Here is an 11872-nt window from a genome sequence, read left to right as displayed (position 1 = left end):
GCGCGGTCTGCTCCGCAGACACGACGCGCCGCCGCTACGCGGCGGGCCAACTCCCTTGCTCCGCAAGGGAGTTGATGGATCGTCACTCCGTGACGATAGCCGGATTGCTCCGCAATCCGGCACAGGAATTCGCTCCGCGAATTCCTGAAGCGCACCTAGAAGCGGGAGTTGCCCCTGCCTCATGACGGTCAATCAATTGCCCTAAATGAACCCGATTCGTAATAGCGGTCATCCCGGGATAGGGAATCTCAAATCCCCTTCTATAATCCCAAACTTGAGCCTCGCTCAATTCTCCCCATTCTCAATGGAATTAAGCGACATGGGAATAGTCGCTCCCCTGTGACTTTTGGCCTGAGTGCGTGATGCGCATGGATGACGCGCCGCCCGAAGGCGCATGCCCCGCTCCCCCAACCGGTCCGGTACCGGTTCCAGCGCGGCGGCCCCGCCGACGCGCAACACGGGTCATCTCGCCCCCCGATCCCCGATGCCGTCGCGCCCGCCCACGCCCGCCCCCATCCTTCTTCTTCACTTCGGGCAGGGAGCAGCGGCAGCAGAGGGGATGTCAGCAGGCGTACCACGCTTGGTGGGTGGGGTGACCTGGGGGATGTAGAAGCCGGCTCGTGGGTCGCGCAACATCTAGCGCAACCTCTAGCGCAACGCCGTGGCGCAACATCCGGCGCAACCCGCAGTGCAACAGGGGTTCCACCCAAGGGTTAGAGACACTATTATTTGACGTACCGGGGGAGGCGACCCCCGGGAACCGCAAGGGACCAGCGAAGGGGAAAACGTGGAGATCAAGATCTCTGACGGAATTGTTCGGCGGGTGCGTGGCGGCACCGACGCCCCCATGAACGGCCTGGCTATTCAGGCCCGCACGGTCGCAAACTTGCTGCCTCTGGCTTGCCAGCGGGCGGGGGCGAAGATCGTGCACAACTCCGACGCGAACTACACCGGGATTCGGTTTGACACCAAGGTTGGCCCGGTAGTGCTGGAAATGCCGTCGGGTGACGGCCCTTACCGGCTCGTGCACGAACTCATCGAGCCGGACGAGACGGGGCGCACCGAAGTGGAGATGCGGCGTTTCCCGCAGATCTACAAGGCGCCCGGGATTGCGCTCATAACGGCTGAATTCCTCAGCTCTCGCGGATTTCTGAGTTAGTCCGCAGCAATCCCCCGGGAAACAGCGGAAGGCTTTCTCTGTTTCCCGGGGGCCACACACCACGTGATCGGAAAAAAGGGGAACTGATCATGAAGCTCGTTTCGTGTGTGACCGGCGAGGAAATCCAGGCGGGCCGCTCCCTTCGTGTGCAGGCGGGTGCGGACACCGGGCAGTCGTGGAAGTTCGAGAGGATCGCCGAGCGCGCCGACGGGATGCACCACGTGCATGTGTCGCGTCCTGGAGGGAAGTTGGGCCGGATTCACCGTGAATTCCACCCCAGCGTGTTCGGGTGCGAGATCACGGTAGAGATCACATGGCGCAGGAGCGTCGGCCACGCGGTTTACCGCGCATGGTCCAGGGCTGATGACTATCTGTTGGCCGGGCTGTTCGCGCTTGTCCCTCTCGCTTTCTTCGAGCACTACCACTGGTCGGAGAACATCGTGGCCATTGTCGGCCGCTGAGGGTCAATCGGAGTGGCTGACGGAGTCCGCCGCTCCCCAAGCAGGGTGGGTGCCCGGGGCGGTGTTTCGTCCTCGGGCGCCCGGCTGGAGGGATCATGGAAGAGACGCAGATGATGAGCCGGACCGGTGAGCCGGTGACGCAGGCGGAGGACGAGCAGGCCGTGCACGCGCTCCAGGAGTTGGCGCGCGGTGTGAGCGACCTTGACGCCCTGGGGGTGTCTCAGCGGCAGTTGGACACGGCCGTGCCGTTCTTCGTGTTGGGGTGGGCGATGGGGGTCCGCACGGGCCACACCGCCCCGGCCGTGGCAGGTGTTCCGGTCGACCAGGAGACCGTCACGCGCATGCTCGCCGGACTGCGGGCGGTACAGGTAGCGCCGTCGCAGTTCACCGAGCCCGGACTGTGGCAGAAGGTCGACTATCACGGCAGTGTGACCCAGCGTCATAGTGAGTACTGGGTACAGGCGATCCACGTTCACGCCGACCCGTTCGGCGATGAGCCGGAGTTGCGCTACGACTTGTGCGAGATGCGCGGCGTTGTGCCGGTCAGGATGGTCACGGGTGCGCGTCGGACGAGCCTGACGCCGTTGCCGGTGTTCCGGGTTATGGGGTGAGTGTGCTGGTTGGGGGTGGGTTCACCCACCCCCAATAAACACTATTATTGAGGTTGTTCGGGGGTGATGGCTCCGCCCCCCGACCCGCACAGACCAACAGCGAAGGGGAAACCGCATGACTCAGCAGTTCGCCGAGCGCGCGACGAACGTCGCCCCCACCGGCGCCCGCAATGCCGATCTGTCCGACCTGGTCCGCATACTGGAGGACGGGCAGCGCCGGAAGCTGGACGTCATCGCTCCCGCGTCCGCGCTGCGGATGCATGAGGGGAACGTGCACGTCGAAGGCGTCGAGCCGCTCTTCACCGAGGACGGCGTGACGAAGGTCGACGGCGTCTACCGGCCCACCGCCGTTGCCGACGAGGGGATCTCGGATAAGCTCCGCATCCCGCTGGCCTACCTGCGCCGCATGCGCACGGACAACGTCGCGCTGCTGGACGAGAACGTCAACGGGTGGCTCTGTGAGGAGCCGGAGCGCCGTTTCATGCTCCGTGCGTTCCGGGGCGAGAACAGCCCCGGTATGCCGCCCAGCGAGGGGGTGGCCCGCGCGCTGCTGTCCAACAGCTACAAGCTGATGGACAACCTTGACCTCCTGCTCGCCGCCCTGGACGGGGTGCAGCAGTCCGGGCACCCCACCCGGATCACGGGGTGCGACCTCACCGACCGCCGCATGTATGTGCGCGTCGAGTCCGAGGCTGTCGCGATCCAGGCCCGCAGCCTGCTGCGCGGCTACCGCTCCCCGTTCGACGGCCGCAGCGGTGACGAACTCCCGATGATCTCGGCCGGGTTCGTCATCACCAACAGCGAAGTCGGAGCCGGGGCCTACACGATCACCCCGCGCGCGGTCATCCAGGTCTGCCGCAACGGCCTGACCGAGACCAAAGACGTCATGCGCGCCGTGCATCTGGGAGGCAAGCAGGACGAGGGCATTGTGTCCTGGTCCGGCCAGACCCAGCGCAAGACGCTGGAGCTGATCACCTCCAGGACCGCCGACGCCGTACGCACCTTCCTGTCGCAGGAGTACGTCGAGGCCAAGGTGCACGAGATGGAGGCCGCCGCCGGGAAGACACTGGACGAGCCGACGAAGACCATCGAGCACGTCACCAAGTCCCTCAGCATCGGCAACGAGACGAAGGACCGGATCCTTGCCCACTTCATCCGGGGCGGGCAGATGACCGCCGGGGGCGTGATGCAGGCCGTCACGTCGACCGCGCAGACCCTCACCGACGCCGACCAGGCCGCCGCCCTGGAAGCGCTCGCGGTTCCCGCCCTCACGGCCGCCGCCGCGCACGGCTGACAGAACCCCGTGCGGGCCGGGCAGCTCCCCCAGCCCGGCCCGCACGGGCCCAGCCGATCCGAGAGCGCGGGGAGCGCGCAACCCCGCCCCTCAAGGAAGCGCGGAGCGCGCCCGCCCAGCCCCCTGCCGCGTAGCGGCAGCGCGACGCGTCGGCGGAGCCGCCCGCGCGCCCAAAAACACCCGTGCCCAGGGGCGCAGTGCGGCCGGCCTCCGTCGCCCACCGCCCCGCCCTGCAAGGAGTCCTCATGTCTGCACGCCCGGAGCTCACCCATCCCGGAGACGACGCCATCGCGGCCGCCATGAGCCGTACCCTGACCGCCCTTTCCGCCGTGTTCCAGGCACTCGGAGACGGTGAGCACACGCTGAACCTCGTGGCCGAGCGGACCGACAACGCGTTCGTCACGGGCCGAACCGATCTCTCGATCGGCATGGAGCCGCTGCGCCTGGCCGTCCTGGACGAAGACGAGTTCTGCGCCTTCCGCATGCTGCTGGTGTTCGCGCTGGAGGGCAGCACGATGCGCAGCGCCGTCCTGATCGCGACCACGGCCGCCGAGCCCAACCCCCGCGCGTGCGGCTGGTCCGTGCATAACGGGTGGCTGCACCCCCTGGACGCGGACGACCTCCAGACCGCCGTCATTCCGTGCCCCGATGCGGCCGCCGTAGAGCGCGAGGTCTACCCCGCCCCCGTGCTCATCCAGCTCCCCGACTCCGACGAGGAGGCCCCGCATGCCTGAGCCACAGCTTCCACGGCCCGACAACGCCGCCACGGCGTCCGCCATGGGCCGCGCCCTGCACGCGCTGACCGCCTTGTTCCCGGCCCTCGGTGAGGGGAGGCACGAGCTGCACATCAACGCCGAGCGGACGGACGGCACGGAGGTGAGCGCCGACCTGTACGTGTCCGTCCAGCCGGGTTCGTGGCGCGTGGAGCACTCCGCCGAGGAGTACGTGAAGTTCTTCGTGCTGCTGACGTTCGCCCTGGAGAACAGCACCATCCGTGACGCCGTCCTGGTCGCCACGACCGCCGACGCTGGCATACGCGCGTGCGGGTGGGAGGTGTGTGACGGGTGGCTGCACCCCATGGACACCGACGAACTCCAAAGGACCGCCACGTCCCTCCCTCCCGACAACGCCGCGCCGCTCGTGGTCTGTCACGCCCCTGTACTGCACCGCCCCCACTCGGCCGCCGAGGAGCGTTCATGAGCGAGAAGCCCGCCGTCACGCCGGACGGCTACTGCACCAACAAGGAGCCGGTTTCCGGCACGACCGGGCAGGTCAACGGTCACGCACTCGGCGGGAAGTTCTTCAGGATGCACGGCCGCCGTTACGCGGACTGCCCCTGTGGCCGCCGCCCCAGCCTGACCGACCGGGGCAACCTCCGCCGACACAAGCCGCCGCAGGAGTAACCCCCACAGACGCCGTCCACGCCCCTCCCCCGCTACAGGGGCGTGGACGGCCACCCCGGCCAGCGCGCCACTGGCCGACCGCCGCCCCGCGCCCGCACCCTCCCCCTTCGGCGAGCGCGGGGCGGCACGCCCCCTCAGCCCACCCGGTCGCGTCCCGAGGAGCCGCAGCCCATGACCAGCCCGAACCTGACCATCGACACGCCCGCTGGCCCCGTGCGCGCCACCGCCGGCCCCCGCGAGGACGAGGCGGTCGTGTTCAAGCTGGGCGAGGCGATGCGCGGCAGCGTGCACGTCACCGGCACCACCGACTCCCACCGCTGGGACCAGTTCACCGCCGTACGCGCCTGTCTCGGCCCCGTGAACGCCTTCAAGACCACCGCCCCCGACGAGGACCTCCCGGCTCGCCCGCGGCCGCACCGGCTACCGCGGCAGCCTGACCCTCTACCGCGACGACACCGACCGCCCCCAGGTCTCGGTATATCCGCTGTCGACCGCCGCTGATCACCCGCCGTCGGAGAAGACGGAAGCGGTACTCACCGCCGTCCTGCGCAGTTGCGCCGAGCACGTCGCACAGCGTGCCGACCTGCCCGCGATCCTGGAGGCCTCCCGGCAGCGCGACACTCCCGGCCTGCTGCGCTTCCTCACCTGGTCCGCCTCCTACCACCAGGCCGAAGCCGTCCGCCTGGAGCGCGAAGCCCGTACCGCGCTGCCCGCGCGGAAGGCCGCCGAGGCCGCTTGGCGGACCGCCGCACGGTGGCTCTCCTTCTCCCCGGACCCGGTCCTGCTGCTGATGCTGGCCGACCGCCCCGACTCGCTGACCCAGAAGATCAGGGGGTTGCAGTGGTGGGCCCCCTACTGCGCCGATGTGGCCGCCGAGGAGCACGAGCGCGCCCGCCGCGCCCAGGCGGAGGCCGACTCCCTGCGTGCCCAGCAGCGCAGGCGCCCGCGCGGCTGCCGCCCGTCCTTAGTCGGCGCTCGCTGACAGCCCGATGAAGGCGCAGGTCAGGGGGAGGATTCACACTCCCTCGAAGGACACTATTATCAGAAGTATGAGGAGGGCGTGACAGCCCCGAACTGATAGAGACCAGGGACTGAGGAGAACATCGTGCCGACCATGCGCGAACAGCTCGCCAGTGGGGAGAAGCACGATCCCGCGATCCTCCTGCCGAACGTGTGGTACGAACTGCTGCGCACCGTGGAGACGGCGTGCCCGTGCGGCAGTACAACAAGCGTCCGCAACGACGTCCTGACCACGCACGAGCCGCTGTCGACGTGGGACATGAACGGCACGCGGCGTGCGGTGATCCGTGACGCGTACGGCGTCGGGATCACCTGCCGCTACAGCGGACGGACCGTCACCCTGGCCGCCGCCCTGGAGCGCGACAGCGTTCTGACTCCGGCCGAGCGGCACGTCCGTGATGTCACGCAGGACCGGTTGGAGGCAGGCATCACGGCTACGGCTCCCGAGGGCTACGCCCTGCCGAAGCCGGTTGCTGTCCTGTTCGCGCTCGCGGAGGCCCACGGCTGGCAGACACAGCAGGCGTGGGCGCCCCTTGACGGGGGTTTCCTCCTGAACCTCCGTGTAGGCCGACCGGCCGACGGGGGCCGGAAGTGGCAGTACGACCTGCCCTATTTCGTCGCTTCAGGCGTCGCGCGCCGGACCCGGTCCGGGCTGTGCGTCACGCCGGACCGCAGGGGTCAGCACGACACCCCGTCCATCAAGGCCATCACGGCCGTGATCCGGGCCAACCCAGCTCCGGCGGAGAGCTGAGGGAGGCGCCCGCAAGTCGGCGGCATTCCCGGTTTCGCCGGCTGCGGGCTCGTCGGCGCCTCCGGCGAGGGAGTACAGGCCGAAGCGTCCGGGCGCCCAGCGCCGTGATTTCCATGCTGGCCGCGTTCGCCCAGGCTTCACGGGAGTAATAAGCGCAGGTCAGGGGCGGGTTCCCTCTCCACAAAACGACACTATTATTAGCAGTCGAGGGTGGTTGCCGCCCCGAGCGCCTGCTCCGCCCCCGGCAGACCTGAGAGCCGAGACATTCCATCCGCCCTGGCCCGAGAGCGAGGCCGCGCCGTGCCCGACCGGAACGAGCGCGGCCCTGGCGAACCGAACACCGAGGTGCTGTAGCTCAGTTGGCAGAGCGCGGATCTTATAAGTCCTGAGGTCGCGGGTTCGAGTCCCGCCAGCACTACTCCAACACCGTTCCATATGACTGGAGTTGCGATGACCGACACCGAGGTCGCCCCGAAGCCCGAGACACCCGCCGACGTGGCGGCCGCCGTCCTGGACGCCATCGAGGCGCAGCCCGACGTCTTCAACATGGACAACTGGGCATACCTGCCCGAAGCCCTCCGCCTGGCCCCCGAGGAAGCTCCGGCGTGCGGTTCCCAACTGTGCGCAGCAGGATGGACGGCTCACGTCACCGGCTGGACGCTCGTATGCCTGCCCAATGAGGAGCCCGTCGAGGTCATCGGCATGGACCATGACGGCGACGAGTACGAGGCTCTAAGCGGATTCGGTGAAGTTGGTTGTGTTGGGTAGGCGTTCTTCGGGAGGGACGTCATGCCGAGGAGCCTCCGTGTTGAGTTGACTGACGATCAGCGCCGTGACCTGCACGCATTGCTGGCCCGCCGTGATCTGACCGCCTACACCCGGCAGCGGGCGGAGTGCATCCGCTTCCTCGATCGCGGCATGAGCGCACCCGCAGCCGCCGACCTGCTGGAATGCAATCCGGTCACCGTCCGTGCGGCGGTCCACCGCTTCCACTACGGCGGGATCGAGGCGCTGCCCGATGCCCCGCGGCCGGGCCGTCCGGCGAGGGTGCTGGGCGGCGCGGACCGTGCCGCGCTGGCCGAACTGCTGGACCGGTCCGCCGCGGCCGGCATCACCTGGACCGTCCCCGCCCTGCGTGAGTGGCTGCGCGAGGAGCGCGGGGTGGAGATCTCCGCCGACTGGCTGTGGGAGCTGCTGCGCCGCGACGGCTTCCGCTGGAAACGGACCCGCGACAGCCTGCGGCACAAGGCCGACCCCGTCCTCCAGCAGGCCGCGAAGGCACAGCTGGAGGACTTACGGACTTACGGATGGAGGCGAACGCCGGCGGGCGGGATCTGATCTTCCTGGACGAGTGCGGGTTCGCCCCGACCCTGCCCACCGGATACACCTGGTCCCGCATCGGGGAGCGGGCCGTGGTGCCAAGGGAGGACACCAAGAACCGCCGGGTCAACGTGGTCGGCGCGGAGATCGTCGGCACCCGGCCGGACCTGGTCTGGCAACGCACCAGCGGCAAGATCGACGCCGGGATGCTGCTGGAGTTCGTCCTCGTCCGCCTGGCGGGCCTGGGCGGCGGGGCGGCTGTCCTGGAACTGGCCGCGGACGGCCTCGGCGTCGATGTCATGCCGGTCTGGGAGCGGCGACGGCCGTGCACGGTCGTGCTGGACAACGCTTCCGCACACGTGGCCAAGGCGTTCAAGGGCCGCCGCCGTCAGCTGAAGAAGATCGGCGTGGACCTGTTCTACCTGCCGCCCTACAGCCCGGAGTTGAACGACATCGAACTGGTCTGGCGCCAGGCGAAGTACCAGGACTACCCGCAGCGCACCCAGACCAGCATCGACGCCATCGGCGAAGCCGTCGACCGCGCCATGACACGGCAGCGAGACCGAATCCGACAACAATCAGCAACGAACTTCACCCAAGCCGCTTAGCGAGCGTCTACGCGGAGCGGGGCGGGGAACGCCGCCTGATCTGTGACGTTGCCGCCAAGGCCCTTGGCCTGGAGCCCAGCGAGACGTTCTGGTACGTCGGCGCGTCCACCGCCCTGAAACGGCTCCGCGAGATCGCCGGACGCTGACCGCCCTCCCCGGCCGCCGCACCGGCGGCCCCAAGCCTGCCTAGGCTCAGCGGTAGAGCGGCCCCACTTGAGGGTGGCCAGGGGTTCACATCCCCTCGCAGGCACGCACACCACACCTACCTGACCGCCCACCGGAGCGCACGATGGCCGACACCGTCAGCATCCCGGCCGAGGTCGCCCACGCGTTCACCGGCGCATGGTGCACCAACGTCATCACGTCCGACGTCGCCGCCAGCCTCGGATGCGTCGAAGTCGACGCCCTGGCCGACCTGCTGCGCGCCCTCGGCGCCGAACAGGCCGCCGCCGAGTGGACCGACGCCCACGCCCAGGACGACGAACCGAACGACCGCCACCTTCAGGGGACCGCGCCCGTGGATGCCTCGCTGGCCGACGACGCGATGCGCTGGATCCCCGCCCCTGCCGACGCCCAGGACAAACGATGACCGAGTCGACCGGTCAACGGTTTCGCAGGCCAGGGGCGGGTTCCCACTCACGCAAATGACACTATTATTAATGTTGTGAGACGGGGGCCCGCCGCCCGATCCGCCCGACTGCCCCTGCGCCAGGAAGGTTTCCCCATGAAGCGGTGTGAGTGGACGTTCCACACGATCAACGCCGACGGCGAGATGTTCGAGTACCGCTACCCGCCCACCGGCATGGGCCCCTCCATCACAGCCGACGAGCCGTGCGCGACGGTCGAGAACGCCTCCGGGCTCACGAACCACGAGTTCACGCGGGCGGTGAGCTCCATCGTCACCGAGCACTGCGGCGACCACTACACGCCCGTATTCCAGGGACGCGGCTGGACGGTCGAACTCCGGTCCGACTATCCGCTGTGGACCACCACCTCCTGACCTCCCCGGCGACCGGCCAGCGCCAGCCGACTGCTCCCGCCGGTCGGCCGGACACGGGCCCCTTCACCTCACCGACGAGAAAGGCATGCACGTGATGCACGCACACCAGTCCTCCGAGTACCGACCGTGCGCAGGGGGAGGTCCGGCGCCCGCCGACCGCCTCACCATGCGGCGCGTCCTGCGCCGCGAAGTCGCGGGCACCATCGGCCTGCTGACCGACGAGCACGACTTCCGCGCCATGCGGCACTACCGCACCTTCGCCTTCACCGACTTCGCGGACTACCTGAAAGCGTTCGAGGACCTTCTCAGCAGCCGCGCCTCGCAGGGCGCGCACACCACGGTCGCCCTGTTCGACCCGCAGGAGTACGCCGACTTCTGCACCGACACCGGCCTCGACCCGGACAGCGCGTCCAGCCGCGCCCGCTTCACCGCCGAACTCGCCACCACGGGCCCGGCCCTCCCGTACGACGGCCAGCCCCTGGCCGACCTGATCCCCGCCCTGGTCGAGGAAGCCGTCCGCCAGGCCACCTGGGAGTACGCCACCACCCTCCTGGCCCGCCTCGGCTCCTGCGCCTCCTGCGGCAAGGACATCGGCCACGAGGCCTTCGTCCGCGCACGCGACCTGCTCGTCCGCATCCTCGACACCGCCCGCGAAGGCGACCAGCACCTCGTGTGCAGCGTCTCGGCAACGCCGGAAGCACTCGCCGCCGTCCTGCACGCGACCACGGGCGCCGACGGCGCTGCCCTTTTCGAGGACGCCGAGGCCCTGGAGTTCACCACGGTCCTCGCCCTCGGCCTGGCAGACCTGCCCGGCGCACTCGTCATGCGGGCCACCGCCCACGGCTCCGCGGACCGCGTGTACGGCTGGCGGCTGCGAGCAGGAGACCTCGCCCCCCTCACTGCCGCAGAGGTCTTCGACGCCTACTGCACCGACATCGACTCCGGCGACCCCGTCGCCCCCGAGCCGGGCGTCGACTACTGCGTGCCGCCCGACCTCGGACCGGACACTCCGCCGCCGGGACACCACCACTGAACGATGCCCCGCACACCCTGTGCCCCTGACCCGTCGTCAGGGACCCGCATGCCGTGTGTTCAAGCAGGCAAGGGGCGGGTTCACCCATCCGCACCAAACACTATTATTAGCATTAAGTCCGGAGGATGCCGCCACTGCCCCGTTTCATCCAAGGTGGCGGCCCCCCTTCCAACCCCAGGAGTCTCGATGCTCCGCACGCTGCGCCGCGCCCTGCGACCAGCACGCATCCGTGTTCCCGCCCGCCGGTTCAGCGCCGGGATCGCGGAACTGCCGCCCACCGCGCGCGAAGCGCTAGGCACCGACGTCACGGCCGGGGAGGCCATCGCCTACAACCGCGCACGTGTCGCCGCCGCTACGGGGGTCGCCCTCTTTCGCGCCGGATACACGCTGCCGCTGTCCGACAACGACCTGGACGACGCGGTGCTCGCCCTGGACTTCCCCCGCTCCGCCCCGAGCCCGCAGACCCGCGCCTCGATCCGCGCCGCCCTCGGGGTTCTGGAGGCCGACCCCACCGTCACCGTCACCCGCTGACCAGCCGTCCGCCCCGGCGGCGGGCCGCCTGCCCGGGCGGCCCGCACGGAAGGAGCCCGGTGTTCCTCGTCATACCTGACCCCGCGCACGGCCTCGTGGCCGCCCCCCAGTCCTCCAGCGACCGCACACCCGTCACCGAACAGGCCCTCACCGCCCGGGGGTTCGCCTGGGACAGCGAGATCGAGGCGTACACCCGGTCGGCCGCATTCGGCCCCGCAGCCGTGGACGACACCGCCGGCCTGCTGCGCGCCCTGGGCCACTACGTCTTCCACGCCTACTGGCCGCTGCCCAGGAGCTGACCGGCTCCCGGTCGGCCTTCACCGCCGCCTCCCGCCCCTTGCGCAGATGGAGTTCCGCCATGCCCTGACGCCGCCCCAGGCCGCAGCGGCCCGTCCGGTACACCGCAGCCGAACACGAGGGACACCACCAGGCCGTGGACCGGCTCCACGGATACGCACCCAGCAGCCACGCCACCTCTACGGCAGCCGAGCGAGCGGTACACGAGCCGGCCACCAGCCCGACGGCCACGATCGAGGCCGTCGAGGAGTTCGAGAGCGGGCAGCGCCGGACAAGTCGCCGCGAGCCCAGACACACCGCCCCGCCAGCGGGAACCCTGCCGACGTCCGCGTGCCGTTGTTCATGGTCGGCGACGAGGAGCACACCCTTCCCGAAGCAGGTTAC

Annotated in this window: 18 protein-coding genes and 2 tRNA genes; all 20 read left to right on the top strand. The window is 69.4% G+C overall.

Going from position 1 to position 11872, the window contains the following annotated elements; translation table 11 throughout:
• The first annotated feature begins 787 nt into the window (after positions 1-787).
• The 20 genes from ABZ928_RS20795 to ABZ928_RS20700 all read left to right on the top strand — a co-directional run bounded on the left by ABZ928_RS20795 (position 788) and on the right by ABZ928_RS20700 (position 11490).
• Complete coding sequence (locus ABZ928_RS20795; RefSeq protein WP_361520680.1) at positions 788-1159, top strand: hypothetical protein; 372 nt, start codon at positions 788-790, stop codon at positions 1157-1159.
• An 89-nt stretch (positions 1160-1248) separates the two neighbouring features.
• Entirely contained in the window at positions 1249-1620 is a 372-nt protein-coding gene (locus ABZ928_RS20790; protein WP_361520678.1) for a hypothetical protein, read from the top strand.
• A 95-nt stretch (positions 1621-1715) separates the two neighbouring features.
• On the top strand, positions 1716-2231 hold the full coding sequence (locus tag ABZ928_RS20785; RefSeq protein WP_361520676.1) for a hypothetical protein: 516 nt from the start codon (positions 1716-1718) through the stop codon (positions 2229-2231).
• A gap of 115 nt (positions 2232-2346) precedes the next feature.
• A complete protein-coding gene (locus ABZ928_RS20780; protein WP_361520674.1) occupies positions 2347-3525 on the top strand; it encodes a DUF932 domain-containing protein in 1179 nt (392 codons plus the stop codon).
• A gap of 245 nt (positions 3526-3770) precedes the next feature.
• A complete protein-coding gene (locus ABZ928_RS20775) occupies positions 3771-4259 on the top strand; it encodes a hypothetical protein (RefSeq protein WP_361520672.1) in 489 nt (162 codons plus the stop codon).
• Entirely contained in the window at positions 4252-4725 is a 474-nt protein-coding gene (locus ABZ928_RS20770; protein WP_361520669.1) for a hypothetical protein, read from the top strand. Before ABZ928_RS20775 ends, ABZ928_RS20770 begins: the two co-directional genes overlap by 8 nt.
• Positions 4722-4928: a hypothetical protein gene (locus tag ABZ928_RS20765; RefSeq protein ID WP_361520666.1), complete on the top strand. Its 207-nt coding sequence runs from the start codon at positions 4722-4724 to the stop codon at positions 4926-4928. The genes ABZ928_RS20770 and ABZ928_RS20765 overlap by 4 nt, the downstream gene beginning before the upstream one ends.
• A gap of 171 nt (positions 4929-5099) precedes the next feature.
• Complete coding sequence (locus ABZ928_RS20760; RefSeq protein WP_361520664.1) at positions 5100-5429, top strand: hypothetical protein; 330 nt, start codon at positions 5100-5102, stop codon at positions 5427-5429.
• A gap of 289 nt (positions 5430-5718) precedes the next feature.
• Positions 5719-5910, top strand: a complete 192-nt coding sequence (locus ABZ928_RS20755; protein ID WP_361520662.1) for a hypothetical protein — start codon at positions 5719-5721, stop codon at positions 5908-5910.
• Between the two features lie 123 nt (positions 5911-6033).
• A complete protein-coding gene (locus ABZ928_RS20750; protein WP_361520659.1) occupies positions 6034-6699 on the top strand; it encodes a hypothetical protein in 666 nt (221 codons plus the stop codon).
• 344 nt (positions 6700-7043) lie between these two features.
• Positions 7044-7117 (top strand) — tRNA-Ile (locus tag ABZ928_RS20745).
• 32 nt (positions 7118-7149) lie between these two features.
• On the top strand, positions 7150-7467 hold the full coding sequence (locus tag ABZ928_RS20740; RefSeq protein WP_361520658.1) for a hypothetical protein: 318 nt from the start codon (positions 7150-7152) through the stop codon (positions 7465-7467).
• A 45-nt stretch (positions 7468-7512) separates the two neighbouring features.
• A complete protein-coding gene (locus tag ABZ928_RS20735; protein WP_361520655.1) occupies positions 7513-8037 on the top strand; it encodes a helix-turn-helix domain-containing protein in 525 nt (174 codons plus the stop codon).
• Positions 8007-8627, top strand: a complete 621-nt coding sequence (locus ABZ928_RS20730; protein ID WP_361520652.1) for a transposase — start codon at positions 8007-8009, stop codon at positions 8625-8627. The genes ABZ928_RS20735 and ABZ928_RS20730 overlap by 31 nt, the downstream gene beginning before the upstream one ends.
• 180 nt (positions 8628-8807) lie before the next feature.
• A tRNA-OTHER gene (locus tag ABZ928_RS20725) sits at positions 8808-8877 on the top strand.
• 39 nt (positions 8878-8916) lie between these two features.
• Complete coding sequence (locus ABZ928_RS20720) at positions 8917-9216, top strand: hypothetical protein (protein ID WP_361520650.1); 300 nt, start codon at positions 8917-8919, stop codon at positions 9214-9216.
• A gap of 135 nt (positions 9217-9351) precedes the next feature.
• Positions 9352-9627 carry a hypothetical protein gene (locus ABZ928_RS20715; RefSeq protein ID WP_361520648.1) on the top strand — a complete coding sequence of 92 codons (276 nt, stop codon included), beginning with the start codon at positions 9352-9354 and terminating at the stop codon, positions 9625-9627.
• A 166-nt stretch (positions 9628-9793) separates the two neighbouring features.
• Positions 9794-10660 (top strand): hypothetical protein, encoded by an 867-nt coding sequence (locus ABZ928_RS20710; RefSeq protein ID WP_361520758.1) that lies wholly within the window; start codon positions 9794-9796, stop codon positions 10658-10660.
• Between the two features lie 186 nt (positions 10661-10846).
• On the top strand, positions 10847-11191 hold the full coding sequence (locus ABZ928_RS20705) for a hypothetical protein (protein ID WP_361520646.1): 345 nt from the start codon (positions 10847-10849) through the stop codon (positions 11189-11191).
• A 59-nt stretch (positions 11192-11250) separates the two neighbouring features.
• Positions 11251-11490, top strand: coding sequence for a hypothetical protein (locus tag ABZ928_RS20700; protein WP_361520644.1), 240 nt, complete (start codon positions 11251-11253; stop codon positions 11488-11490).
• Positions 11491-11872 lie beyond the last annotated feature (382 nt).

The sequence above is a fragment of the Streptomyces sp. NPDC046909 genome (assembly GCF_040644695.1).
GTDB lineage: Bacteria > Actinomycetota > Actinomycetes > Streptomycetales > Streptomycetaceae > Streptomyces.
Note: the sequence above shows the minus strand (reverse complement) of the source record. Positions and strands in the feature narration are given on the sequence as shown.

Coding starts and splice junctions, on each gene's coding strand:
- ABZ928_RS20790 (WP_361520678.1), top strand. CDS start 1,249: ATGAAGCTCGTTTCGTGTGTGACCGGCGAGGAAATCCAGGCGGGCCGC.
- ABZ928_RS20785 (WP_361520676.1), top strand. CDS start 1,716: ATGGAAGAGACGCAGATGATGAGCCGGACCGGTGAGCCGGTGACGCAG.
- ABZ928_RS20780 (WP_361520674.1), top strand. CDS start 2,347: ATGACTCAGCAGTTCGCCGAGCGCGCGACGAACGTCGCCCCCACCGGC.
- ABZ928_RS20775 (WP_361520672.1), top strand. CDS start 3,771: ATGTCTGCACGCCCGGAGCTCACCCATCCCGGAGACGACGCCATCGCG.
- ABZ928_RS20770 (WP_361520669.1), top strand. CDS start 4,252: ATGCCTGAGCCACAGCTTCCACGGCCCGACAACGCCGCCACGGCGTCC.
- ABZ928_RS20765 (WP_361520666.1), top strand. CDS start 4,722: ATGAGCGAGAAGCCCGCCGTCACGCCGGACGGCTACTGCACCAACAAG.
- ABZ928_RS20760 (WP_361520664.1), top strand. CDS start 5,100: ATGACCAGCCCGAACCTGACCATCGACACGCCCGCTGGCCCCGTGCGC.
- ABZ928_RS20755 (WP_361520662.1), top strand. CDS start 5,719: ATGCTGGCCGACCGCCCCGACTCGCTGACCCAGAAGATCAGGGGGTTG.
- ABZ928_RS20740 (WP_361520658.1), top strand. CDS start 7,150: ATGACCGACACCGAGGTCGCCCCGAAGCCCGAGACACCCGCCGACGTG.
- ABZ928_RS20730 (WP_361520652.1), top strand. CDS start 8,007: ATGGAGGCGAACGCCGGCGGGCGGGATCTGATCTTCCTGGACGAGTGC.
- ABZ928_RS20720 (WP_361520650.1), top strand. CDS start 8,917: ATGGCCGACACCGTCAGCATCCCGGCCGAGGTCGCCCACGCGTTCACC.
- ABZ928_RS20715 (WP_361520648.1), top strand. CDS start 9,352: ATGAAGCGGTGTGAGTGGACGTTCCACACGATCAACGCCGACGGCGAG.
- ABZ928_RS20710 (WP_361520758.1), top strand. CDS start 9,794: ATGCGGCGCGTCCTGCGCCGCGAAGTCGCGGGCACCATCGGCCTGCTG.
- ABZ928_RS20705 (WP_361520646.1), top strand. CDS start 10,847: ATGCTCCGCACGCTGCGCCGCGCCCTGCGACCAGCACGCATCCGTGTT.